The 23,780-nt window shown below is 34.3% G+C and carries 26 protein-coding genes; 15 read left to right on the top strand and 11 right to left on the bottom strand.

Annotated features, from left to right (window positions below; all coding sequences use genetic code 11):
- Positions 1-7 precede the first annotated feature (7 nt).
- Together QZU75_RS00585 and QZU75_RS00580 are read left to right on the top strand one after the other, a co-directional pair.
- Positions 8-583 carry a restriction endonuclease subunit S gene (locus QZU75_RS00585; protein WP_296881008.1) on the top strand — a complete coding sequence of 192 codons (576 nt, stop codon included), beginning with the start codon at positions 8-10 and terminating at the stop codon, positions 581-583.
- A complete protein-coding gene (locus QZU75_RS00580; protein WP_296881007.1) occupies positions 570-2,252 on the top strand; it encodes an N-6 DNA methylase in 1,683 nt (560 codons plus the stop codon). The genes QZU75_RS00585 and QZU75_RS00580 overlap by 14 nt, the downstream gene beginning before the upstream one ends.
- Here the strand turns inward: QZU75_RS00580 and QZU75_RS00575 are convergent.
- From QZU75_RS00575 to QZU75_RS00540, 8 genes are all read right to left on the bottom strand, one after another.
- The gene (locus QZU75_RS00575; protein ID WP_296881006.1) at positions 2,249-3,178 is read right to left on the bottom strand and encodes an ARPP-1 family domain-containing protein; all 930 of its coding nucleotides are present in this window, start codon (positions 3,176-3,178) and stop codon (positions 2,249-2,251) included. The genes QZU75_RS00580 and QZU75_RS00575 overlap by 4 nt on opposite strands.
- Positions 3,179-3,574: an HIRAN domain-containing protein gene (locus QZU75_RS00570; RefSeq protein ID WP_296881005.1), complete on the bottom strand. Its 396-nt coding sequence runs from the start codon at positions 3,572-3,574 to the stop codon at positions 3,179-3,181.
- A gap of 183 nt (positions 3,575-3,757) precedes the next feature.
- Positions 3,758-4,369, bottom strand: a complete 612-nt coding sequence (locus QZU75_RS00565; RefSeq protein WP_296881004.1) for an orotate phosphoribosyltransferase-like protein — start codon at positions 4,367-4,369, stop codon at positions 3,758-3,760.
- 9 nt (positions 4,370-4,378) lie between these two features.
- Positions 4,379-5,335, bottom strand: coding sequence for a Gfo/Idh/MocA family protein (locus QZU75_RS00560; RefSeq protein WP_296881003.1), 957 nt, complete (start codon positions 5,333-5,335; stop codon positions 4,379-4,381).
- 14 nt (positions 5,336-5,349) lie between these two features.
- Positions 5,350-6,219, bottom strand: a complete 870-nt coding sequence (gene hemC, locus QZU75_RS00555; RefSeq protein WP_296881002.1) for a hydroxymethylbilane synthase — start codon at positions 6,217-6,219, stop codon at positions 5,350-5,352.
- 143 nt (positions 6,220-6,362) lie between these two features.
- Positions 6,363-7,784: a coenzyme F430 synthase gene (gene cfbE / locus QZU75_RS00550; RefSeq protein ID WP_296881001.1), complete on the bottom strand. Its 1,422-nt coding sequence runs from the start codon at positions 7,782-7,784 to the stop codon at positions 6,363-6,365.
- Entirely contained in the window at positions 7,777-9,636 is a 1,860-nt protein-coding gene (locus tag QZU75_RS00545; RefSeq protein WP_296881000.1) for a bifunctional NADP phosphatase/NAD kinase, read from the bottom strand. Before QZU75_RS00545 ends, cfbE begins: the two co-directional genes overlap by 8 nt.
- 25 nt (positions 9,637-9,661) lie before the next feature.
- Positions 9,662-10,126, bottom strand: a complete 465-nt coding sequence (locus QZU75_RS00540) for a pyruvoyl-dependent arginine decarboxylase (RefSeq protein ID WP_296880999.1) — start codon at positions 10,124-10,126, stop codon at positions 9,662-9,664.
- 201 nt (positions 10,127-10,327) lie between these two features.
- On the opposite strand from QZU75_RS00540, the gene QZU75_RS00535 reads away from it, so the two are divergent.
- Both QZU75_RS00535 and speB read left to right on the top strand, forming a co-directional pair.
- A complete protein-coding gene (locus tag QZU75_RS00535; protein WP_296880998.1) occupies positions 10,328-10,726 on the top strand; it encodes a translation initiation factor IF-5A in 399 nt (132 codons plus the stop codon).
- A 39-nt stretch (positions 10,727-10,765) separates the two neighbouring features.
- The gene (gene speB / locus QZU75_RS00530; protein ID WP_296880997.1) at positions 10,766-11,632 is read left to right on the top strand and encodes an agmatinase; all 867 of its coding nucleotides are present in this window, start codon (positions 10,766-10,768) and stop codon (positions 11,630-11,632) included.
- A gap of 2 nt (positions 11,633-11,634) precedes the next feature.
- Here speB and QZU75_RS00525 read toward each other — a convergent pair whose 3' ends face one another.
- Positions 11,635-11,895: a winged helix-turn-helix domain-containing protein gene (locus QZU75_RS00525; RefSeq protein ID WP_296880996.1), complete on the bottom strand. Its 261-nt coding sequence runs from the start codon at positions 11,893-11,895 to the stop codon at positions 11,635-11,637.
- Positions 11,896-12,029: 134 nt separating this feature from the next.
- On the opposite strand from QZU75_RS00525, the gene QZU75_RS00520 reads away from it, so the two are divergent.
- From QZU75_RS00520 to ade, 10 genes are all read left to right on the top strand, one after another.
- On the top strand, positions 12,030-12,524 hold the full coding sequence (locus QZU75_RS00520) for a hypothetical protein (RefSeq protein WP_296880995.1): 495 nt from the start codon (positions 12,030-12,032) through the stop codon (positions 12,522-12,524).
- A gap of 9 nt (positions 12,525-12,533) precedes the next feature.
- On the top strand, positions 12,534-13,079 hold the full coding sequence (locus QZU75_RS00515) for a hypothetical protein (protein WP_296880994.1): 546 nt from the start codon (positions 12,534-12,536) through the stop codon (positions 13,077-13,079).
- 8 nt (positions 13,080-13,087) lie between these two features.
- On the top strand, positions 13,088-14,050 hold the full coding sequence (locus tag QZU75_RS00510) for a zinc ribbon domain-containing protein (RefSeq protein WP_296880993.1): 963 nt from the start codon (positions 13,088-13,090) through the stop codon (positions 14,048-14,050).
- 9 nt (positions 14,051-14,059) lie between these two features.
- Positions 14,060-14,863 carry a zinc ribbon domain-containing protein gene (locus tag QZU75_RS00505; protein ID WP_296880992.1) on the top strand — a complete coding sequence of 268 codons (804 nt, stop codon included), beginning with the start codon at positions 14,060-14,062 and terminating at the stop codon, positions 14,861-14,863.
- Between the two features lie 16 nt (positions 14,864-14,879).
- On the top strand, positions 14,880-15,515 hold the full coding sequence (locus tag QZU75_RS00500) for a zinc ribbon domain-containing protein (RefSeq protein ID WP_296880991.1): 636 nt from the start codon (positions 14,880-14,882) through the stop codon (positions 15,513-15,515).
- A 9-nt stretch (positions 15,516-15,524) separates the two neighbouring features.
- The gene (locus QZU75_RS00495; protein ID WP_296880990.1) at positions 15,525-16,061 is read left to right on the top strand and encodes a hypothetical protein; all 537 of its coding nucleotides are present in this window, start codon (positions 15,525-15,527) and stop codon (positions 16,059-16,061) included.
- A 7-nt stretch (positions 16,062-16,068) separates the two neighbouring features.
- Positions 16,069-16,839 carry a hypothetical protein gene (locus tag QZU75_RS00490; protein ID WP_296880989.1) on the top strand — a complete coding sequence of 257 codons (771 nt, stop codon included), beginning with the start codon at positions 16,069-16,071 and terminating at the stop codon, positions 16,837-16,839.
- Positions 16,840-16,848: 9 nt separating this feature from the next.
- Complete coding sequence (locus QZU75_RS00485) at positions 16,849-17,697, top strand: zinc ribbon domain-containing protein (RefSeq protein WP_296880988.1); 849 nt, start codon at positions 16,849-16,851, stop codon at positions 17,695-17,697.
- Positions 17,698-17,808: 111 nt separating this feature from the next.
- Entirely contained in the window at positions 17,809-19,029 is a 1,221-nt protein-coding gene (locus QZU75_RS00480) for a TIGR00300 family protein (RefSeq protein WP_296880987.1), read from the top strand.
- A 1-nt stretch (position 19,030) separates the two neighbouring features.
- A complete protein-coding gene (ade, locus tag QZU75_RS00475; RefSeq protein WP_363139626.1) occupies positions 19,031-20,746 on the top strand; it encodes an adenine deaminase in 1,716 nt (571 codons plus the stop codon).
- On the opposite strand, the gene QZU75_RS00470 is transcribed toward ade, so the two are convergent.
- On the bottom strand, positions 20,743-21,378 hold the full coding sequence (locus tag QZU75_RS00470) for a DUF447 domain-containing protein (protein WP_296880985.1): 636 nt from the start codon (positions 21,376-21,378) through the stop codon (positions 20,743-20,745). The genes ade and QZU75_RS00470 overlap by 4 nt on opposite strands.
- 82 nt (positions 21,379-21,460) lie before the next feature.
- Between QZU75_RS00470 and QZU75_RS00465 the strand changes: the two genes are divergently transcribed.
- Complete coding sequence (locus tag QZU75_RS00465; RefSeq protein ID WP_296880984.1) at positions 21,461-22,471, top strand: SIS domain-containing protein; 1,011 nt, start codon at positions 21,461-21,463, stop codon at positions 22,469-22,471.
- 60 nt (positions 22,472-22,531) lie between these two features.
- On the opposite strand, the gene QZU75_RS00460 is transcribed toward QZU75_RS00465, so the two are convergent.
- Positions 22,532-23,125 carry an Hsp20/alpha crystallin family protein gene (locus tag QZU75_RS00460; protein ID WP_296880983.1) on the bottom strand — a complete coding sequence of 198 codons (594 nt, stop codon included), beginning with the start codon at positions 23,123-23,125 and terminating at the stop codon, positions 22,532-22,534.
- Positions 23,126-23,780 lie beyond the last annotated feature (655 nt).

The raw sequence follows: 23,780 nt of genomic DNA, 5'->3' as shown, positions 1-23,780 counted from the left end.
TGAAAACATGAACAAAGTAAAATTAAAACAAGTCGCAGAAGTGTCAACAGGACTTTCATACAGACGATACCTGGACGATTCAGGAGTGGATTTCGATATAGTCCTTCAGCGATCAATAAAAAAAGACGGAATTTTGGACGATTTTGAATCAGTCAAGCTAAACCCGGATAATATCCGACCACACCATTTCACCAAACCCGGAGACATACTGATGAAAATGCCATATCCCTACGACGTTGTTTGTGTCAGCCAGGGGGGCCTTGTAGTAAGTGACAGAATCGCAATAATCAGATTAAAGCAAGACCATCACCCTGAATTTGTAGCTCACTTGCTTACAAACGCCCATATCAAAAAACAGTTATACGAACTTACAAACACTGAAAGAATTCCGCATGCTTCACTCAAACAGATTAAGGAACTTGAATTTGTTCTGCCGGACATTGAAACACAACGTAAATTGGGAGATCTTCTTGACACCATTAATGAAAAAATCGTCGAGGATTTGAGGGTTGTCGAATATGACAGGCGTCTCAAGGAAGGAATTTTAAATGAACTTTGGAGGGATAGTGATGAGGAAATCTAAAATGTCTCGAAACTTTAAAGTCTTAAGGGAAATCATCTCAAAAACAAGACAGCTTTCAATATCTCCGGACATCTCCTACATGACAATCTACACATTTTTATACAAGTACTGCTCAGACATGCTCAGGGACTATTTCATGACAATAATTGAGGACAAGCCAATCACATTGGACGAGGCATACTCAGACATGCGTTTCAAAGAGCTTTTCAGAGATGATGCCCTTAATATTTTCGGATACTTCATAAAAGACTCAAGCTACTTTTTCGATGAAGTCATAAACGACAAATACATGGATGATTTTTTCCTTTGTAACTTTTTTGAGGCATTTGTGAAAAACGTGGAATTTCAGAAAGGTTCCAACTATGAACGCTACTTCAGCTTCATATTCGATGCAGTCAAGGACACAGTCAACTTCAACAAATATGAATTTGAAGGGGAAAACCATATAATAGTAAAAGAAATCATTTATCTCATTTCAAAACTGGACACCTTTGATGGGGAATTTCCCTTTGCAAGCGTTTTTGACAGAATCAGCGAGTCCAAGCTGATTCAGGTTGATAGTGATCCGGACTACATTACCTCTCTTTTAATCAGCTTAATAAAATCAGACAAAGATCATATTGACAACTTCTACAATCCCTTTTTAAATGACGCTTCATCTATTTTAAAGCTTTCAGAATATGAAATTGCAAGCAAAAACACATTTGCAAAAAGCCAGGATAAAATCACCTACACCAGCAATATTGTCAAATTCTTAATCAATGATTATCCTCTTGACTTTATGTATCTTGAGTTTGCATCCCCTTTCGAATCAGTAGGTGTCAGCTCAACATCATTTGATACTATAACCGCAAGGATTCCTCCAATAACAAACAAAAATATTCACCGTCTTAACAAGGCTCAAAGACGCGAAATTGCAAAGAGAAACAAAAGAAAGGAACTTGAAAATCTATTAAGTGATAAGTTCAACATTGATGAAGATTCATTTGCAAATGATAAGGAGCTTAACACCACGCTTGAAAGCCTTTTGGAGAAAATGGATCTGGATGACTCAAAGGTTGAATTTTCAGGAGAATATGAAAGCTTAAAAGACAGTGAGTATCTCTTTTTAATCAATCTGATTAAATGCCTTAATGGTGACGGAATCATGGCAGTATCTCTTTCACAGGGATTTTTAACCAAAAACACTCTTGGACTTCTGAGAAAATATCTGACATATGAAAAAAACTGTATTGATGCTGTCATAAGCATTCCAAATGAGCTTTCAAGGCCAAATCCTTCAGAAATCATTGTCGTATTTAAAAAACACAGGATTCATGATGACATTCTCTTTGTTGACATGTCATCAGACTATAAGGCCGTAAGTTCAAAATATTCCGTTCCGGGACTCTTTAAAAGAAACCTCACTCTGCATCCGGATTCAATAAATAATGTTGTTGAGGTTTACACAAAAAGAGAAAGCATCGATAAATTTTCACAGTCTGTAGCTATTTCTGAAATTGCAGATAATGAATATAATCTGTCAGTTTCAAGATATGTTGACACATTTGAAGGAGAATTTGTAAAACTGGAAGATTTAAGAAATGAAAAAAGGGAAATAACTCAAAACATCAAAATATTAAATAAAAAAATAGATATGATGATGGATGAACTGAACATTAGATTCTAATAATTTTCAGCCATTACATCCACATCATTATCTGACTCAGTAACATTTTCTTCTTCATTTTTAAAATATGACATGTGAATTATTTCATCCTTGTGGACATAGACTCTTCCAAGCCCTTCGGAGTTTTCAAATTCAAATACCTCTTCAAGACCGTTTGAAGGTTTATCTGCATGTTCTGATTCAATGGCACTTCTGATAAGACTTTTTGCTGCGTCTGTATTTATTGTAAAGACGTCATTATTTATTTCTGCATCGACCAGATAACTTTTCAGAATCTTTTCGTGATATTCTCTGTATATTGCTGAGTTTAAAAAGAGTTCAAATCCTTTAATTTCTCCATCGATTATTACAACAACGCCGCTCTGTCCGTCAGCAACATTAAAATTTTTTAGTGTTTTATCAAGATCCACTTTTGCATTGTCATAACTTTCGCTCATTGCCTGTGTAGGTGAGTGAAAGGATCTTGAATGCTCAAGACCGCTGATTGAATCCCACACTGCCTGCTGGGCATTCATATTGCTGCGTGTTGCTTTTTCTTTTGCGCTGCGTGTTCTGAAATTTGCAATGTATTCAGATTGTTTAAACTCATGTTTGTAGCCCCAGCGGCCATGTTCTGTACAGTTTACTGGTATTGCTGATTCGCTTTTTGCTGCAATTAGAATTGTTGCATTGACAATTCTGTTCTGGTCTCCTCCGATTATTTCCTCTCCGTCAACTAAAATAAGTGGTGTTACTGAGTTGTTTTTGACAATAATAGTGTTTACGGTAGAGTTTTCACATTCTTTCACCTCTACAAGACCCAGTTCAAATCCTTTTTTGAGGGTTATCATGTCAAATTTGTATGTTGGAGGTGTTTTTACAGGAATTATTGCAACATTTTTATAGGACTGACTTTCCAAAAGTTCAATGTCTTCAATTGCAATCATTCAATCATCTCCAAAGTGTTTTCTTATGAATTCCACATCTATTTTTTCATGATTTTCAAGCAGGTAATGAACATCGCTTTCCGGATTTTCCACTTCTTTAATGTATTCGTCGGCAGTCAGTATTTTTGCGATTGCATTTGTTCCTGATACGAATTTTATATGTGCAAAGTATTCATCGTTTATCTTGTCGTAGAGGCGTCCTGAGCTCATGCATCCTTTGATTACGGTTTGGACGCTGTTTGCAACATATCCTATTTTTCCAAAGTGTCTCATTTCGCAGTATATTGCTTCGGTATCGTATTTATTGTCCGGTTCCTTTACCAGCTTGACAATTCCTTCTATCTTCAGTGCCTTTTCACCGTGCATGTTGTTAAATGAGGTTATTGTAATGTACATGTTATCACCTTGTGTATATTTTGTTAGTTAATACTATTTAATGCTTTCGAAAAATTTGTTGATGTTTTCCCTGTGGTGATAAATGGTATCAAATCTTCTTTGGAGAATTTAAAATAGTTTTTGACTTGGTTAAAAGAAGTTTTTGAGTGGTTAGGTTAAAAAAAGAAAAAATTGTAGTAGATTTTATAATCTACCGACTTTGATTAAGGATTCGACTGGAATTCCTTCAATTTCTGAAAGTCTTGCCTTATCAATCAGTACGACAACACATGTTGGTTCTCCGCCTAAATCCTTTATGGTGTGAATGACTTCACGTACGGTTTTTCCGCTTGTAATTACGTCATCTACAATGACGACTTTTTTGCCTTCAACAGACCCGAAATTGGTACTTATTGTACCTTCATCATCAATATCATTTGAGTCTTTTCTTTGTTTGTTTGGGTGGAAAATAGCAAGGGAAGTGTCAATACCAGTCATGTCTTCTAAAAATTCAGTCATTACTGTTGCAAATGGGATTCCACTTACTGCAACTCCACAGACAACTTCTACATCACCGTGTGTAAGTGCCAAATCACTTAATGCACCTGAAACATAACTTAAACGTGTTGAATTTCCACCAATGTTTTTCCAGTTAATTGCAAAGTCCACTGGTGCTTCTGCTTTTGGTGCTTCCGCTTTTTGAAGGGTCAACCATCTTGCGGTGTCCATACTTACGTTAAGCTCATCTGCAATTTCTCCGGTTGTAAATCCATGTTGTCTAAGTTCCTGTGCCTTTTGAATCAATTTTTCTTTCACACTATCACCTTATTCTAATTCCTCAAAACTTATAGGTTTATGTTCTTTAGAAGATTTGTTAGCTGCAATAACCATTTTAAGAGCTTTAAGTCCATCTTCACCAGTAATTACTGGTTCCAAATCATTGACAACAGCATTTAAGAATGATTTTAATTCGCATTTCAATGGTTCTTCATGTTTGATTTGAATATCTTGAGCAAATTTACCGTATACTTCTATGCTTTGCTTAATGTAATCAACAGAAATGATTCCTGCAGTACCGGTAAGTTCCAATTCTCTACGTTTGTACGGAGTTAACCAGTTTACTTCAATTATACCAGTTGATTCGTTGTCAAAGTTTACCATAATTTCTGCATGGTCTTCGAACTCTGAATCATCAAAACTGGAGTTCATTGTTCCGTAAACCTGAGTAACTTCCTCTTCAAATAAGTAATTCATAATGTCTAAATCGTGAATAGCCAAGTCTATTGAAACACCAACATCCTTTATTCTTGGTGGGAGTGGTCCTACCCGTTTTGCAAATGCAGACACTATGTCTCCAATAACTCCATCATCAATAAGTTCCTTAGCCTTTTGAACTGCTGGATTAAACCGTTCCACATGTCCAGTTGCAAGTATGACTCCTGCTTCCTTTGCAGCAGCAATCATTTCTTCTGCTTCATTCAATGTAAATGCAATAGGCTTTTCTACAAGCACATGCTTTTTAGCTTTAATAGCTTCCATTACCACGGCATGGTGGAATGTGGTCGGCACACATACACTTACAGCTTCAATTTCCGGGTTTTTGAGTAGTTCGCTGTATTCCGTATATCCTTTTGCACCATATTTCTTTTCTATTTTTTTAAGTGCTCTTTCACTAACGTCAGAAACAGCCAACAAATCTGCTTCTTCCATTTTGTGGTATACACGGACGTGGTTTTCACCCATCGCTCCTACTCCGATAACTCCTACTTTAACAGTTTTCACTACAATTCCTCCGTTTAAACATAATCAGCGAAAAGTCTTCCAATACGCTCGCCAAGTTCAAGCGCATTTTTTATAGACCCTTTCTCAGTTTGCTCTTTAAGGATTTCTCCTTCTTTAGTTAATAATATTGAATAAATATTAAATTCTTTGTCATTCATACGTGCTATTGATCCGATTGGCCATTGACAGCCAACTCCAAGTTCTTCAAGCACTTTTTTCTCTGCAAGCACTTCCTGCATTGAGACATAATCATTTAATTTTGAAATTGTCCTGTTATATTCGCAATCCTTTCTGGTAATGATTGCTAAAGCCCCCTGTCCTGCCGGTGGTGTGAAATAATCAATTGGAAATACATTTTTAATGTATTTGGTAAGATTCAACCTTTTAAGTCCGGCTTCTGCCATTATGGTACCATCCAAATCACTGTTTAAAGCCTTGTCTATTCTGGTTTCAATGTTTCCCCGAATAGGTTTCAGTTCGAAATCTTTTTCATAGTGATTTATGAAGGCCTCTCTTCTAAGGCTGCTTGTTCCAATCTTGGAACCGGGCTCAAGTTCATCCCAGTCTTTATGTGATATAAGGACTTCATGTGGAGATTCACGTTTCGGAACTGCAATGACGGTTAAATCCTCGTCAAGTTCGGTTGGCAAATCCTTAAAACTGTGGACTGTAAAATCAACTTCTTCTTCAAGCAGTGCAATGTCCAATTCCTTGGTAAAAAGACCTTTTGAATCCATATTGTATAGCTGTGAAGTAGTAATTTTATCTCCTTTGGTTTTAATAATTTCTACGTCAATTTTCTCGCCGGTTATTCTAGACAAGTCATTACAGACTTGTGTAGTTTGAGCGAGGGCCAATTGACTTCCGCGAGTTCCAACAATCATTATTTAAATCTCCGAATTTTTCTTTCTAGAAAAATCAATTTTTACTAGAATATAAGTTTTTACTTATAACTAGTTCTACATTGTTAATTTTTATAATTATTTATTATTAAATGTTTCAATTTTTTTTTAAAAATAGCTGTAAATTACCTTTTTGAAACTTTGCTGTAATCAGACCTATAGATAAACAGAAGATTTTTCTCATCTTTTAAAGCCATATCGTAAACATCATCTGCATTTTCAATTACTTTAACATTTTTTGTCATTTTTTGAGCTATTGAAGAACCAACGTCTCCTGTAAGTATAATATTGCAATCGGTTGTGTCTAAATAGTTGGCAACTTTTGTCTCGTCAATTTCTTCACATGTAATTCCATAGTCTCCACCAACGGCAACGACATATGTGTTGATATCTCCAATCATCTCTATGGAACGTTTTATAGCATCGGTGTTGATTCCAGGATTAATCTCTTCGATTATTAGAAAGTCTCCATTACTTCTTTTATTAGTTCTTCCAGTAAGTCCTTTAAAATTATCCAATCCTTTAATTATATCTTCAGTATCTATTTCAAGACAAATACAGGTTAATATTACTCCCAATACATTTGATACATGATGAGGTCCTGGAGCAAATGTTTTAACGGTAATTTCTCCGGATAAATTTTTGTCATTCACTGTTTTTACATTTGAGTATTTGACTCTGATTTCGCTTTTGTCAAGTGAATAGTCAACGCTTTCGGGATAGAGATTTGCACTTCTGTCATTCAGTGAAAAGGTATTTGTTCTGGAATGTTTGACATCACTGTAATATTTATCATAGCTTTCCTTTTCACATGCTACAGTATCGCATCTGAATACCTGCCTTTTGGCTTTGCTTGCGCTGCTGTTTGCTTTTGCAATCGGATAGTTTTCAGAAATGTTTGTCAAAAGCCCTACGTCTCCAACTCCGCTTACGCCAAGTGATGATTCGAAAATTGCTGAGGAGTATTTTTTGAGGTTTTCACTTTCAACAACTCCTTCGGCGATTTTACAGACTGGATTTGCAATCTTGTAGGCAAGATCAATTGTCTCCTTGATGTTTGCAGGGGTTATTGATATGTTCTTTTTAAGGGTGATTTCCTTTCCGTTTTCATATAGTATGGCTCCCAGACTTGAAAGGATTAGTGGATTTTTGTCAATCAGGATTTCCTTAAGCATAAAAACTGCACTTGTCTTTCCCTTAACTCCTGTAACTTCAACAACAGGAATATCGTCTCCCCAGTCTTTCAGGATTTCACATATGATTTCATGATGAGTCATAAAAGTATAATTCAAATCAGGGTTGTTTTCCATGATTTCAGAATGTGTCAAAGGAAGATGAACAGGATGGATTATCCTCATATCTCCCCTGTATCCTGAAAGCTCATCTAAGCTGTTTAAAAGATGCACGTCATAGATTTCAAGCATCCTTTGGTCAATGTCATTTAAGGTATTGTAGATGTCAAATGCAAGTACGCTGCGGCCTTTTTTTGCAAGGCTGACTGCTATTTTAACTCCTCCATGGGTCATGTCAATAACAAGATTATTCATCCATACACCCATTGCTGCTTGTTATTCCGCCTGCATTAAGCTTGTCCTTAACCTTTTTGTAGAAGTATTTTGTTGAAGTTCTGATGAAGTACACATCTTTTTCGGCCTTTTTGAATTTGATTTCCTCTTCATATTCTGCTTCTTCATTGCGCTGACCGTCCATCACAAAGACTGCAGTTTTTCCTTTTTTAAGCAGTTTTACAGTAATTTCACTGTTGTCAGATACGATAAAAGGCCTTGCTCCAAGTTTATACGGACAAATAGGGATGATAATAAATCCTCCGACTTTCGGATCAACAATAGGTCCTCCCGCAGACATAGCATAAGCTGTAGATCCGCTCGGAGTTGAAATGATAAGTCCGTCAGCTCTCACTTCATCAATGATTTCGCCGTCAACCTTGATTTGGAAGTGAAGCATCTTTGCGGTTTTGTTTGTCATTATAACCACTTCATTGATGGCTGAATAATGATTGTTTTCGTGGGATACCACAAGTCTGGTTCTTTTTTCCCTGTAGTACTCTCCTTTCAGGATTTCATCAAGTGCATTGAATGTGTCTTTAACTTCTGTATCGGTTAAAAATCCTACAGTTCCCATGTTGATTCCAAAAATAGGTATTGTAGGCTTCATTTTTGATTCTGCTCTTAAGAGTGTTCCGTCTCCTCCAAGAATTATTGCCATATCGCAGTCGAAATCGAATATGTTTCTTGAAATGGCATCATAATTAATGTTGAAGTTGATGTTTGAAAGTTCATCTGCAATTTCAGGATAGATTTCCTTTGTATTTTCGATAATTTGGGGAAGTTCCGGATTGTTTGCAAGTTCAATGATTTTTTTGGAAAGTCTCTTCTCAACAATCACTTCCCTTCCGTTGGTTAAAAGATAATCTATGATTTTTGCTGAAAATAGTATTGCACGGTCCTGGTCGATTCTTCCGAAGATTCCTATTTTACCGATTACATCGGTTCTGTTGTCATTTAAGATGTCAATCATCTGTTTGTGAAGTATTGGAGTGTTTGCAGCAACGACAATTGTTTTTTCATAGATGCTTAAGGTATTGTTCAGCTTTTCTCCGTACTTGTCTGTGATGATTCCTCCTGCTTCTTCCAGAATCAGTTTTGCAGCTGCAATGTCGATGATTCTGCTTCCTCTCAAATCAAGAAATGCGTCATATCTGCCGCTTGCAACGTAAGACAGTTCCAGAACTACACTTCCAAGCACTCTCATCCTTCTTGCATTGTCGACAAGCTTGGATGCAACTGAGGTTCCGCTTTTTGTAAATCCTCCAAGGGTCATATTGCTTATTCTCACTTCATCACTTGGTTGTACTCTTTTATTGTTGAGCCAGCATCCTTTTCCCTTTTCGGCTTCAAAGAAGTTTCCGTTTGCAAGATTGCTTATGAAAGCAAGTTCAACGTCATTCAATGTTGCAACTCTGCCTTCAGGGACATTTGCCACAGCAAGTGAAATTGCAAATGCAGGAATTTCCTTAATGGCGTTGCTTGTTCCGTCAATAGGATCAACCAGAAAGATGAATTTGGCCTTTTCGTCTTCAGGAATGTCTTTGCGTCTAAGCTCATGAGTTAATGTAACGCTTCTTTTTGTTCCCTTACCAAGTCTCAGCTCTCCGATTTCTTCACTGATAATGTATGAATATACGGGAGCCTCTTTTAAAATCTGAACAACTTTTTCTTCAGATACTACGTCAATTAGGGAGGTCGGTGTTCCGTCTGCACCCATCTTGACTTTTTCGCCTGCTTCGGGTTTTCCTATGTATGGTCTTGTAGCTCTGCTTACCTCTTTAATGATTTCATAGGCAAGGTCTGTTGCCAATTTCTTATCTTGAGCATCCATGTTATCACCTTTTTTATATTGAATTTTAGTTGTCGTCTATGATGTCATCATTAATGTATACTACGCTTGATATGACTGATGCAATATTTTTTACAGTTGTACTTTCGCATTTGATAATTAGATTCTTTATTTCAACACCCCGCCTGTCCATCATATATCTCACCATCTCTTCGGCTTCATCTGCAATGTCCTGCGGGTCTTTATTGACTCCTGTTGTTTCAACAACACAACCCAATTTTTCTCCTATAGCCACTGCTACTGTAGCAGTTATTTCATCTCCGGGGGTGTCTGATGTGACTTCTGATAAAACACAGTTCACCATGTGTCCTGCTTTAAGTTTTGGCAAGTCCATTATTTTGGTATTGGCTGCAAGCATGCTTGATACCTTAATCAGATTAACATCGCCTATTCCTGCATCTGTCAATGCATTGTCAAAAGCATTCAATTTTGTAGGACCTTCATCCTTTCCACTAACGATAGCTATTCTCATCTTATCACTTGAATATTATATTTAATCGTATAGGTTAAAATTTTTATGGATATTTATTTTTTAAAAATATTTTTCAAATTCATAAAAAACTTGAATATAAACGAATACTTTATATAAAATAGATTATAGAGTTAATATTAATCTAATAATAATCCTTATTATAAGATTAAAAACCGGTTTTTAAATTATGGAGGAAAATTAATGTCAACAAAAGTTGTAGAAATTAAAACATTAAAAGTTGGAAAATACATCGTTTTAGACGGTGAAGCATGTAAAATTAGTAGTTACTCTACTTCATCTCCGGGTAAACACGGAGCTGCAAAAGCAAGAATCGAAGCTATCGGTGTTTTCGATGGTCAAAAAAGAAGTCTTGTAAAACCTGTAGACAGTAAAGTAGATACTCCTATTATCGACAAAAGATTAGGTCAAGTTATTTCTATCCAAGGTCCAACCGTACAATTAATGGATATGGAAAACTACGACACCATAGACTTACCAATGCCTGAAGACTTAAAAGACTCAATCGTTGAAGGTATTGAAGTTGAATACATTGTCGCTTTAGGAAACATGAAAATAATGAGAACCAGAGGATCTAACTAGATTCCTTTTCTCTTATTTATTTTCCTTTTGAGATTAATTATGCTTTTAAATACTTACGAACCGTGGAAATTTGCATTTTCTCAAGAAATTGAGGATATTAAAGAAAACTCATTTGGAATTATCGGAGTTCCATTTGACAGCACTACTTCTTATCACTCCGGTGCACGTTTAGGACCAATTGTAGTAAGGGAAGCTTCATTTGGTTTTGAAAAATACAATACTGTTTTTAATAAAGATTTAACATCTGTTTTTTATGATTTCGGTGATGTTAATGTCGTTCCGGGAAACTGTCAGGCCACATCTGATATAGTTGAGGATACAGTCAATGAAATTCTGGATTTGAATCTAAGGCCTCTTATTATCGGCGGTGAGCATTCAGCATCAATCGGAGCCATCAAGGCATTATCAGATAGGCATGAAAAATTAACCGTAATACACCTTGATGCCCACAGAGACCTAGCATTTGACTTTGTAGGCGAAAAATACTCTCATGCAACAGTAATGAGGAGGGCTCATGAATTCGGAGCAAATCTGGTCCAGATTGGAATAAGGTCATCATCAGCCGAAGAAGAGGAATTCGTTAAATCAACATACAACATTCAGACTTTCAAAAATAAGGACACTCACAAGCATATGGATGCAATAGAGTATTATATAACAAACATTGACGGACCAATCTATATTTCAATAGATATGGACGTGATTGACCCTGCTATTGCTCCAAGTGTTGGAAATCCGACTCCTGGCGGATTATTGGTTCATCAAATTGAAGGTTTGCTTAAAAGTCTGTCCCGTAAGAATATTGTAGGGATGGATGTGGTGGAGACTGCAACAGACAGATTAGGTGACAATACAGCAGTTGTTGCGGCAAAAATAATATATGATTTTTTAACTTTAATTGAATGAATTTATTCTTTATACTCTTTTTCAACTTTATCAAGATAATATTTGCCTTTATCAGTAATGCTGTAAAATCTGTAGCGTTTATCTTCTTCATTAAGACATTCTACGAGTTTAGCATCCTTCAATGTTTTTAGGTATTTTGAAACATGGTTGCTATTATCATCAATATCTTTACTAATTTTTGAAGGTATTTTATCTTCTTTTTCAAGTGATTTAAGTACGTTAATTCTTTTTTTGGAGCGGGCTAGTAATGATATGATGCTCATATCATCTTTTTTATTCATATTTTTGAATTTAGACTTTGGCTATTTAATAGATATGTATATGATATTAGCATGCTAATAGCAATATTTATATGTTGTGTTAAAAATAATTATTAACATCAAAAGTAGGAGTCTCCATGAACAAAAAAATATTGGTAGTTGTTATAATCCTTGCAATAATTTTACTAATGTTTGTTTTTCCATTAATGTCACTGAATCAGGATTTTGATGGTTTATTCACCATGAATGTCCCAATTGGAAAACATTATAGTGATGTTGCCTGGTGTTGGGCTAATGGAGGATTGGGATGTAAAAATGAATATTGGGCTGATGATGATTTGGATGGTATAATTAATGATGGGGAAATTGTAGTATACTACTATAATAACTCACTTTTATCAAAAGGAGAATCTAATGCTTTAGAACATTCATTAAATGTTCTTACAAAATCGTATCTATTTCAACTGCAACAAGATTCTGATTTGATTATTTTAACAAATGATATAGGAATGAATGCAGTGCCTTCATATTTGGTGGGAGTAAGCAATGAAGATGGAAGCGAGGTTGTTTTTGTTGGAGGTAGGAACATTAATGATGTAAAACATTATGCAAGTACTGTTGAATTTAAATGAGGTGAAAACATGTTGGTGCGTAATTTAGATTTTTTGTCTATACCTAAAGAATTTTCCAAAGTTGAAGTTGAAATCTACGACAAAAACTCAATTGCTTTAGTTTACATTGAAAATAAAGGATATTCTCTTGTTTTAAAAGATAATAATAAAATAAATTCTGTTTTTTTACTCAAAACTGATATTCTTCCGAATAATGTTAATGACCATCAAGATAGGGGAGATTTTATTAATGTAATTAAAATGCTGCTTGACAAAATTTATAGTTTTGCAGATATCAAAGAATATGAAAAACAGCATCAGGAACATGTATTTTTAAGATTAATGGATATGTTAACAGAGGGAGATGCTGTTGAAAAGATTACTGAAGAAAACTCAAATATATATCGGGATATTGAAAAAGGATTCATGAAACTCGAAATTGATATTCTTGAAAATAAAATAAATGCATTGAATTCATCTCTTTCTGATGTCTCTAGTAGCTTCCAAAACACAGTTACAGAAATGGAAGAGAATACCTGGGGAAATAAGATTAGAAAAACAATTAATCAACAATAGGTGATTACATGGTTAAATGTAGTAATTGTGGTGCTGAAGTAACAAATTCTGATTTTTGCTTTAATTGTGGTGAAAAAGTCGAAAAATATGAAATTAATTCCGATGTTTGCCCAAAATGTGGTGCTAAAAATACAAAAAACACTAATTTCTGTAAAGAATGTGGTAATAAGTTGGCTAATGGTCCCACAGTTTCTTTTAAAGAGCAGGAATGGAATGCTAGGCGTGATGAAGTAATTTCCCGTTATGATAAACTTGCAGAAGAATTTGGAATAAAAGATGAAAATTATTTCTTAACAAGTGTCAGGAGATTTAATAGGTTAGAAAAAGGTACTTCAAAACATAACACTCTCAATGCACTTTTTACAGATAGATATTTGTTTGATTCAGCAGGAATACCCTTTATGAATGTTTCTAAAGCCTTTGGAAATGAGACTATGATTGATGGATTTTTCATGATTAAAGAGGATAAATTTGTGTTCATGGAAATTGATAATAGGGATTGGGAAAAAGTCAATGCAGGAATAAATAATTTCTATTTTGATAAAATCGTTTCAATGAGGGTCACATTAGGTCTTGGAAAAGAAAGTAGATATGAGGATATTACTAAAAGAGCCCCTACCTCTGCACAGGATATAAAAAGAGTTATTCAAAATGATATTCAATCTCTTAAAGCTACACGATTTAAAGATATGATTGCAAACAATGACAGTGCGGATATGTTTGACAGATTGTTAATAAAACTTGTTGATAATACTTTTTATGAAATTAGGCTTCCTAACTATCATTTCGGTCAGAATCTAATTGATTTATTTGAATCATTAAGAAATCAACCGCAAAAAGTAATTGTTGAAAATCAAACATCCAAACCAAATAAAGCTCAACAGATTAAAGAATTCCATGAACTGCTTGTTAGTGGCGCTATATCTCAAGAGGAATTTGATAATATTAAAAAAGATTTGCTGTTTAATTAGGTGTTTGTTATGGTTAAATGTAGTAAATGTGGATTTGAAGCTAATGATTCAAATGAATTTTGTCCAAATTGTGGAAATTCTTTAAAGAGTGAATCTAATGGAATTAAGTGTACTAACTGTGGCAATACCTTAAATCCAAGAGCTACTTTTTGTCCAAAATGTGGAAATGAAGTTAAAAAAAATAATTCCTGTGAAATGTGTGGTGCTGAAATTCCTGAGAATGTTGCATTTTGTCCAAAATGCGGAAATAAAGTGAACCAACAGCAAAATAATGATAAATTTTGCAGAAACTGCGGATCTCCAATTGAAAAAGATGCAATATTTTGTCCAGAATGCGGTATTAATGTTAATACGGGTAAAAAGACTCAACAAAAGCAAAATATACAAATTTCAAATCAAGGCTTTTTAGATAAAGTCAATATTAATACATTAATTAAACCCATTATAATTATGGCTATTGCATCGATTATTTTATCTATAATTGGTTTGATTATTGGTTTTATATGGGTTTCATTTATTTTAGCAATAATCATAAGTGTAGGATTCTTTGCAGGTTTGATAGACAACGATGCAAATGCAATTGTTTCAGGTTTAGTTGTTGGTTTGATATTGGGAATTTTAGAACATCCTCTTGTTGAATTTTTATTTGGAGTCTATGGTTTGGCCGCTTATGAATGGTTATTTGGTGGACAAATCCTTCTTTTAGTTATTATTGGGATAATAATGGGATATGTTTCAAATGTATATTTAAAAGACAGTATTCATGATTTTGTCCAAAAACATGTTCCTGGATTATTTAAATACTTTGAATAGGGGAGGTTGATAATTTATGATTGATGAAAATGAATATATTGGAAGATTAGAAAAGATTATTGACAAACAAGATGATTTGTTAAAGCATTTGGATGCTAAGTTTGACCAACAACAAACAGTAAATGATGAGTTATCAAAGCAAAATCAAATTTTAAGGGAGGATATAAAAAAACATAAAACTCTCTTAATGGACATGAACAAAACTGTTAACCAGCATAAAAATGTAGTTAAAAAAATAAAAAAGGAATTGGAACAACAACTTAAAATACAACAAGATTTACACAAGGATTATGGAGAAGTAATTAAACAATTAACTGATGAATTAGAGGAGGAACAAAATAAATCCAAACAGTTTTCACAAACAAATCCTCAGAATGATTCTTCTAAACCTAAAAATTCCAATAACTCTTCTAATAAAGTTGAATTACCTCCAAAAGAACATGAAACTAATTATGTTGCCAGTGCAACTAATTTATTTAATGATATGAAGGAAAAATCTTCAGATGTTGGTAGTGATTCATCTAATTCAAAAAATGATGTTCCTAAAAAAACAGAAGACTCAAAAGATGATAAAAATTCATGTCCAAATTGTGGGGCTGAGATTCGGGAAGGTTATGTTTTCTGTGAATCATGTGGTACTAAGTTAAATTAAGGTGTTTAAATGGGTTTTTTTAACAATATGAAACATATCAAAGATAAAGCTTTGGAAAATGAAAAAATCCAAAATATGGAACAGCTTCAGGTTGTCTTTGATGCAATTGATGATCAAGCAGAAAGAGAAGATGAAAAAAAACTAAAAGAAAAAGAATATTATGAAAGTTTAACTCCTGAGCAAAAAATTGAATATAATCGTATTAAAAAAAGAAATAAAAATCTTAAAAGACTAGGGATGTATGGTTTGACTGCAGCAGGAATGGCAACAGGTGTTGGAATTCCAGTAATGATGGCTGCAAATATTGGAACTATTCTTTCTGATGATAGTTTAACTTATGATGAAGAAAAACATCAAGAAAAATTAAAAAAATCTCAAAATAGGCGGTCCAATAGTTCAAGCCAAACCCCTACAAAAAAACAAAAGAAACCTAGGGAATATTTCACTATTGATTATGATTCAAATGGATTTCCGGAGGTTTCAACTTTAGTGGATTTTGACCCTTATCTCTTAGATTTTAGATATGAAGAATTAATAAAGGATTAGTGATATTATGGCTAATGAAGAAAATGTTGATTTAGATGGTGATGGTTATAAAGAAAGTATAGTATCAGATCAAAGTGGTGATGGTAACTATGATACCGTAGTAAGTGATACTGACGGTGATGGTAACTATGATACTGTTGTAATGGACACTGACGGTGATGGTTATGCAGATACGGCAGGTGTGGATACAACAGGTGATGGGAATATAGATACTGTTGTTTATGATACTGACGGTGATGGTTATGCTGATTATGCAGAAGTTGACTCTGACGGTGATGGTTATGCCGATTTTGCAGCAGCAGACACTACTGGAGATGGTGAATTCGACACCTTTGGATATGACACTAATGGTGATGGTTATATTGATGCAGTAGAATATGATACTGATGGTGATGGAAATGTGGATTATGGGGTTTATGATACTGACGGTGATGGTTATGCCGATTTTGAAGCTGCAGACACCACAGGTGACGGTCAATATGATACATTTGCAGGTGATGTTGATGGTGATGGTTATGCCGATTATGTCGCACAGGATGTTGATGGTGATGGAAACATTGATATTGCGGCTGTGGATACCGATGGTGATGGTTATGCGGATACCTATGTAGCTGACACAGATGGTGATGGGAATCCGGACACTTATGGATTTGACTATGATGAAGATGGTGAAATCGATGAGTATGGTATTGACGAAGACGGTGATGGTGAAATTGACTACTATGAAGATGATATTGATGATGATTCATTCGATGACTTCTTTGATGATGATTTTTAGGAGAGGAATATGGTAAATTGTTCTAATTGTGGTGTTGATGCGGGAGATAACAATTTCTGTCCTAATTGTGGTACTAAGATAATTGTTGAGGAATATAGTTCTATCTGCCCTAATTGTGGTGTTGATGCGGGGGATAGTAATTTCTGTCCTAATTGTGGTACTAAGATAGTTGAAGAAGATTTTAAAACATTATGTCCAAGCTGTGGTGAAGATGTTGGAGATAGTATTTTTTGTCCGAAATGCGGCACAAAAATGGGTGAAGAAATGCTGGAAAAAACTTGCCCCAGTTGTGGTAAAACTTTAAATGAAAATGCAAATTTCTGCCCGTATTGTGGTTGGTCTGAATCTCAAAATTATCCGAAATCTAGTGTTGATAAAATTATCAATGCTGAAGAAGTTGTTGCGGGTAAGTTTGGAGAAACTTTGGGTAAAAGTAGAATTATGGATTCAATAATAGATAAATCATTATCTATTAGAAAAAAATACGGCAATGCAGATAATAGTACGGCAAACCGTAAATATTATGAAAAAATTGAGCCTGTATTTTTAGAAGTTTACGATTCAATTGACGATGATTATTTAAAATCTATTTTGCTTGTGGTAAGACAAAAGCACGATAATCAAGGTGGAGGGCTTGTAGGAATAGTTGCAACAAAAGTAAATACTCCCACAACTGGAATGTCTCATGATGACGCCGTCCAATATTATGTTGATATGGCCAACAGTCTTCAAAATGAAATCAACCAAGAAAAACAGAATGGAACATTTGATGAGGATGAATTCTATAAAAGAAAAATTAAAGAGTCTACCTTTGGAAACATGTCCTCCATATCTGGTTTAAAATATTTTAAAAAATGAAAAATAATAAATCAGTTATTTTCATTAATCTTTTCTTTTTTTATATTTAACAATACCATTAAATATCACCAAAAACTAAAATTATAACATTAACAAGTGGAGCATAATGTTATGAATAAAAGAAAAATAGAGCTTTCAGGCCATATTATTGACTCATTGATGTTAACAAAGACAATGGCAATAATCATGGATAAAGGCGGAGAATTTGATATATTGGAAATTGATGTTGGAAGAAAAAAATCAGATGTTAGTAGAGCAAAAATTGAAGTTTCTGCAGAATCTCCCGAATTATTGAATTCCATTTTAGATGAATTGTCTGTTCTTGGTGCTTCAATTGATGAGATAAAGGAAGTTAATCTTATATCATCAACTAAAGACAAAGTTGCTCCTGAAGGTTTTTATTCATCATCCAATCACACAACCCACATCTATTACAATGGAAACTGGATGCTTGTTGAAGATATTGAAATGGACTGCGTAGTTGTTGTTGATGAGGATGTTCCAAGGGCTTATGTAAAGCCAATTGCTGATGTAAAATCCGGAGATAAGATTGTAGTTGGTCTTGACGGTGTCAGAGTTACACCACCTCACAGATCAAGGAGCGAACAGCAGGTATTTGAATTCATGAACAGTGAAGTGTCTTCCGAAAAACCTCTTATGAGTTTAATCAATGGTATAGCTGATGAAATGAAAGAAATCAAAGCTAAAGGTGGAAAAATAGGTATTGTCGGCGGACCTGCTATTGTACACACTGGTTCCGGCAAATATCTTGCTTCTCTTATAAGACAGGGGTATATTGATGTTATACTTGCAGGTAATGCATTGGCTACTCATGATATTGAATCCAATCTTTTTGGAACTTCACTGGGTATTGAGGTCGAAACAGGAAAAATTGTTGGTCACGGCCACACTCACCATATGAGGGCCATCAACAGAATCAACAAGTCAGGTTCCATTATGCAGGCGGTTGAAGACGGAACATTAACTGGCGGAATAATGTATGAATGTGTAAAAAACAATGTTCCGTATGTTCTTGCAGGTTCTATCCGTGATGACGGACCTCTTCCTGATGTCATAACCGATACAGTTGAAGCCCAAAAGCTTATGAGGAAATATGCTCAGGAAGTGGATATGGTTTTAATGATTTCCACAATGCTTCACTCCATTGCAATGGGTAATCTTCTTCCGTCAAGGGTTAAAAGTATCTGTGTAGATATCAATCCATCCACAGTTACCAAATTATCTGACAGAGGCAGTGCGCAGGTTGTAGGTATTGTAACTGATATAGGCACATTCCTGCCGCTTTTATATAATGCACTGCAAGATGATTAGCATGAAATTCACTGCTTTTATTTTGGATGTCTTAACAGATTCCGTTTATCCTGCCAGAATAACAATAGAAGAGGGAATTTTTAAGGAAATAGTTCCAATCAGCGTTAATGCACAAACTAAAATTGATGTTGAAGGTCTGATGCTGCCGGGTTTTATAGATTCACATATTCATATTGAAAGCAGTATGATGACACCTGCGCAGTTTGCAAGGGTTGCAGTAAGGCACGGTACTACTGCTGTTGTATGTGATCCTCATGAAATAGCCAATGTAAGTGGCATTGACGGAATTGAATTTATGATTGAAAATGCATCTACAGTTCCCTTTAATTTTTATTTTGCCGCACCTTCATGTGTTCCTGCAACATCATTTGAAACATCAGGTGCAACAATAGATTCTGAAGACATTGAATATCTGCTTCAAAAACCTGAAATCATTGCACTTGCCGAAATGATGAATTATCCTGGAGTTATCGGCGGGGATGATGAGGTTTTAAGGAAACTTAAAATTGCAAGAATGTATAAAAAGCCGATAGATGGTCATGCACCACTTGTTTCCGGAAAAGATTTGGATAAATATATTGAGCAGGGTATAGTAACTGACCATGAATGCAGCACTTTCAAAGAAGCTATCGAGAAAAAGCAGAAAGGCATGAAAATTATGGTACGTGATGGTTCATCTGCCAAGGATATGGAAGCCCTCTTTGATTTTTCGCAACGTATAGAATTTTACAGAAATCAGGACAGTTTCGGAATAATACCTAATGAAGTTCTCTCAAGAAGACTTCACTCACCTATCTTTGATTTTATAGTAAGTGATGATAAAAATCCGAAAGATTTGGTTAATGGTCATTTAAATGAATCAGTCAAAAAAGCGGTTGATTTGGGAGTTGATGTGATTAAAGCTATTGAAATGGTAACTATAAATCCTGCAGCCCATTACGGAATTGACGGAGGATCAATTGTAACAGGCTCTAAGGCGGATTTCATTATTGTAGACAATCTGGATAATCTCAACGTATTGAAGACATACATTTCCGGAAAATGTGTTTTCGATGGTGAAAACGTTTTATTTGATGCTGAAGAAGTACAGGCAAATAATTCGATGAATGTGGAGAAAAAATCACCTTGTAACTTTGATATTTACTTTAATGGTGATGAATGTGAAGTAAACGTCATTGAATGTGCCAGCGGAGGCCTTATTACTCAAAAAGGAATTGCAAAACTTTCCTCAAATGACGGTATTGTCCAGCCTGACATATCTGGGGATGTATTGAAGATTTCTGTTGTTGAACGTCACGGTTCAAACAATGTTGCTAATGCATTTATTAGAGGATTCGGTCTTAAAAAAGGAGCTATCGCTTCATCAATTTCACATGATTCACATAATATTGTTTCTGTGGGATGTTCTTCGGAAATGATGGCCAAAGCCGTGAATAAGGTAATAGACAATGGCGGGGGAATTGCTGTAGTCGGTGATGACTTTGAAGACTTGCTGTCTCTTCCGATTGCGGGTTTGATGAGCAATGAAGACGGTTTGATTACTGCAAAAAAATTATTCGGACTGCAGAAAAGAGCATTTTCTCTTGGATGCAAGCTTGAAGCACCATTCCTGACAATGGGATTCATGGCCCTTCTGGTAATTCCGTCAATCAAACTTTCTGATAAGGGATTGTTTGACGCAGATAACTTTGAGATGATGGATGTCATTAGAAACTAAAGGTCATAGCCTTTACTTTCCAATTCTTTTTTTATTTCTTTCATGGCCTTTATATCATCTATGCGGCCAACTTTTTTTACAACACGGTAGGCTTCCCTGAATTTATTCAGATAATCTTCTTTTTGAGCATCGCTAACATTATCAAAACGGCTGAAATTTGTCAGAGACTCGATTACATAGCTGAAACCCCTGTTGAATGCTTTTGTATTTTTATTGATGACCAGTTCAGTCACTTTTGATTTGATTACAATGGCTTCATCTTTCTTTTTTATAGGATCGCTTTGTTTTACCGCTTCAATTAGTGAGATAACTTCGCATTTAAAATAGGCATCAGCATCATTCAGGGTCATATCTTCATCAAATGAATCCTGGGGGAGGTTTTGGAGTGTTGAAACTGCAAAAAGTTCTGGGTCATAGGTAATGTTTACAATAAACTCTCTGTTTTCAATGATATTGTCTAAGGTGTGGCTTCCTTTAAAAATACGGATTACAATAACGTCCGGACCGGAACATATCACACCTATAGGTGCTGCATTGAATGTGTTGTCAGTGTTTTTTGTGGTAATTATTGTCTCGTATTGTCTTCCTTTTTCCATTCCGATTAGTGATAAATCAATTTCCATAATCATCATTTTAATATTTTTTAAAAAACCTTTTTATATGTTAATTTACAATATATTAATTATAATATTTAATTTTAAAGGAGTTTAAGCTATGAAATATAAAATGTATGATGAAATGATGGAACAGCCAGAGTCACTTCAAAGGACTTTTGACAGTGAACTTCCAACTATGGATGAAGTTTCACAAAAGGTTTTAGAAGCCGACAAAGTTTATTTGGTAGGGTGCGGAAGTTCTATTTCAACCTGTTACAGCGTTCGTGACGCAATCAGAATGTCTTCCACCAATATTAATATTGAAGTGTATGCAGGCTATGAATTCTACTATAACAAAAAACTGACAGAAAACGAGAACTCTATTGCAATATTCACCTCACAATCTGGTGAAACCGCCGATACTTTAGCAGCATTGAGAAAAGCTAATGAGTATGGAATACACACTGTTTCTATTTCAAATGAACCTGAAAGTTCAATGATTAAAGAAGCTAAAACTCCAATCACAACAAGATGTGATACTGAAACTGCTATTCTTGGTACAAAAACCTACATTACTCAACTAGCAAGCCTTTACTACATTCTGTTCAAAGCATCAGACTATGAAAATAAAGCGCAATTATTAGAAGAATTGCTCACCATGCCTGAAATGCTTGAAAAACTTTTACTTTTAACTGAAGATGACAACAAGGCTTTAGCTGAAAAATATGCTGGTGAAGATATTTTCTACTGTTTAGGAAGCGGTCCTAATTTCGGTCTTGCATACAAATTGGCAATGACAATGCTTATGGAAGGAGCAATCAAGCATGCATGTCCGGAATATGCAGCTGAATTCAGACATGGATTAATTGAAAGAGCAGAAAAAGATGTTCCGGTAATTATTATATCATCTGATTTGGAATCTGATGAGATTACTCAAAAAGCTATTGATTTTTGCGTCAACCTTGAAGCAAAAACAATATTATATGAATTAAAAGATTATGCTGATGTGGATAAATTATTGTCCCCATTTATCTTTGTAATTCCGCTTGAATGGTTTGTATACTATCTTGCTCACTTTAATGATGAAGATCCTGGTGCAACCAGACACATAGGAAAAGTTAGATACTAAATGTAGATTTAATCTACATTACTTATTTTATTTTTTAAAAAAGAGAATAAAAGTAGATAATTAGTCTACTTTAATTTTATGTTTTGGTATAATTAATTTTGGAAGTGTTATTCTAACAGTTCCGTTTTTGAATTTAGCTTTAATGTTTTCAATGTCAATACTGTTTTCGAATCTTACAGTTTTAACGCATCTACCGTATTTAATGGCGGAGACAATTACTTCAGCTTCATCTTCTTCATCGAATTCTTCAATGAATGGTGTGAATGTACATTCGATAGTGATGTCATTGTCACCGGCTTCGATTAAAATGTTCTTTTTGCTTACACCAGGCACTGCTGCTTTAATGTGGTAAACATCAGGAGTTTCAATTAAATCGATGTCTAAAGTTTGTACGGTTGATTTTTTGTAATCTTGATATTTCTGATCAGCATTTTTTTGCATGTTTTTAATACTGTCTTTAAATTCGTCGATGGTTTTAGATAAATCGCTAATTACATTGTCTGCAATATTTTTACCTTTTTCTTTTTTATCTTCAAAAGTTTCTTTAATATCTTTTTCTTCATCGAATTCTTCTGCAGTTTCTTCAACTTTTTCTTCTTCGAATTCTTCTTTTTTATCTGAAATTTTAGTTTCGATTGTATCTGAATCTACCATAAATTTCACACTCCTTTTTAGGATTAATGTATGAATATATTTTATTTACCTTTTGTTACTATATAAAGTTTTCTATTAAATTTACTAAAAGTTATTAAAAAGTAATTCTGTTAAACTTTTGTTTTATATATTGTTGATACTTTATTTTATAATAATCACGAGTTTTTCAATCAATGGTATAAATAATGCTTTTTAAATTGTTAAAATTGGATTATGTCTATTTTAATTAGTTAAATTATATTGATTATATTTTGGAATAACTATTTTTTTTTTTAAATGGTGGTGTCAATATTAAAATGCACAGGATTTAATTACAATTAATATATGATTGGTGATATGTCAAAAATAATTTATATATTGGGGGAATATGGGCAATTCACGAATATTGAAAATAATACTTCCATGGGACATTAAAAGTTTATCAATGGTGGAAAGACTATGTTCTATAATAATTTAGTTGGGTTCTCTTTTATTATTGGCTATATTAACTTAAATGACTTTTTTAGTATTGTAATATGGATATTATATTGCATTTTGGATTATGAAAGATTAGAAAAGAAATATTAAATCAGGTCTGATATTGGATTTGGAAATACTTATGAATTTTTGTTCAGTATGCTTTTTTTGTTGTATATTATAAATATTGCTTTTTTGG

The sequence above is a fragment of the uncultured Methanobrevibacter sp. genome, assembly GCF_902764455.1.
In the GTDB taxonomy this organism is placed as follows: domain Archaea; phylum Methanobacteriota; class Methanobacteria; order Methanobacteriales; family Methanobacteriaceae; genus Methanocatella.
The sequence above is the reverse complement of the archived record's forward strand: the minus strand, read 5'-3'. Positions and strand labels throughout refer to the sequence as shown.

Excerpts from the sequence above, each read along its gene's own strand:
- QZU75_RS00585 (WP_296881008.1), top strand. The coding sequence starts at position 8 with ATGAACAAAGTAAAATTAAAACAAGTCGCAGAAGTGTCAACAGGACTT.
- QZU75_RS00580 (WP_296881007.1), top strand. The coding sequence starts at position 570 with ATGAGGAAATCTAAAATGTCTCGAAACTTTAAAGTCTTAAGGGAAATC.
- QZU75_RS00575 (WP_296881006.1), bottom strand. The coding sequence starts at position 3,178 with ATGATTGCAATTGAAGACATTGAACTTTTGGAAAGTCAGTCCTATAAA.
- QZU75_RS00570 (WP_296881005.1), bottom strand. The coding sequence starts at position 3,574 with ATGTACATTACAATAACCTCATTTAACAACATGCACGGTGAAAAGGCA.
- hemC (WP_296881002.1), bottom strand. The coding sequence starts at position 6,219 with ATGATTGTTGGAACTCGCGGAAGTCAATTGGCCCTCGCTCAAACTACA.
- cfbE (WP_296881001.1), bottom strand. The coding sequence starts at position 7,784 with ATGAATAATCTTGTTATTGACATGACCCATGGAGGAGTTAAAATAGCA.
- QZU75_RS00545 (WP_296881000.1), bottom strand. The coding sequence starts at position 9,636 with ATGGATGCTCAAGATAAGAAATTGGCAACAGACCTTGCCTATGAAATC.
- QZU75_RS00540 (WP_296880999.1), bottom strand. The coding sequence starts at position 10,126 with ATGAGAATAGCTATCGTTAGTGGAAAGGATGAAGGTCCTACAAAATTG.
- QZU75_RS00535 (WP_296880998.1), top strand. The coding sequence starts at position 10,328 with ATGTCAACAAAAGTTGTAGAAATTAAAACATTAAAAGTTGGAAAATAC.
- speB (WP_296880997.1), top strand. The coding sequence starts at position 10,766 with ATGCTTTTAAATACTTACGAACCGTGGAAATTTGCATTTTCTCAAGAA.
- QZU75_RS00525 (WP_296880996.1), bottom strand. The coding sequence starts at position 11,895 with ATGAGCATCATATCATTACTAGCCCGCTCCAAAAAAAGAATTAACGTA.
- QZU75_RS00520 (WP_296880995.1), top strand. The coding sequence starts at position 12,030 with ATGAACAAAAAAATATTGGTAGTTGTTATAATCCTTGCAATAATTTTA.
- QZU75_RS00515 (WP_296880994.1), top strand. The coding sequence starts at position 12,534 with ATGTTGGTGCGTAATTTAGATTTTTTGTCTATACCTAAAGAATTTTCC.
- QZU75_RS00510 (WP_296880993.1), top strand. The coding sequence starts at position 13,088 with ATGGTTAAATGTAGTAATTGTGGTGCTGAAGTAACAAATTCTGATTTT.
- QZU75_RS00505 (WP_296880992.1), top strand. The coding sequence starts at position 14,060 with ATGGTTAAATGTAGTAAATGTGGATTTGAAGCTAATGATTCAAATGAA.
- QZU75_RS00500 (WP_296880991.1), top strand. The coding sequence starts at position 14,880 with ATGATTGATGAAAATGAATATATTGGAAGATTAGAAAAGATTATTGAC.
- QZU75_RS00495 (WP_296880990.1), top strand. The coding sequence starts at position 15,525 with ATGGGTTTTTTTAACAATATGAAACATATCAAAGATAAAGCTTTGGAA.
- QZU75_RS00490 (WP_296880989.1), top strand. The coding sequence starts at position 16,069 with ATGGCTAATGAAGAAAATGTTGATTTAGATGGTGATGGTTATAAAGAA.
- QZU75_RS00485 (WP_296880988.1), top strand. The coding sequence starts at position 16,849 with ATGGTAAATTGTTCTAATTGTGGTGTTGATGCGGGAGATAACAATTTC.
- QZU75_RS00480 (WP_296880987.1), top strand. The coding sequence starts at position 17,809 with ATGAATAAAAGAAAAATAGAGCTTTCAGGCCATATTATTGACTCATTG.
- ade (WP_363139626.1), top strand. The coding sequence starts at position 19,031 with ATGAAATTCACTGCTTTTATTTTGGATGTCTTAACAGATTCCGTTTAT.
- QZU75_RS00470 (WP_296880985.1), bottom strand. The coding sequence starts at position 21,378 with ATGATGATTATGGAAATTGATTTATCACTAATCGGAATGGAAAAAGGA.
- QZU75_RS00465 (WP_296880984.1), top strand. The coding sequence starts at position 21,461 with ATGAAATATAAAATGTATGATGAAATGATGGAACAGCCAGAGTCACTT.
- QZU75_RS00460 (WP_296880983.1), bottom strand. The coding sequence starts at position 23,125 with ATGGTAGATTCAGATACAATCGAAACTAAAATTTCAGATAAAAAAGAA.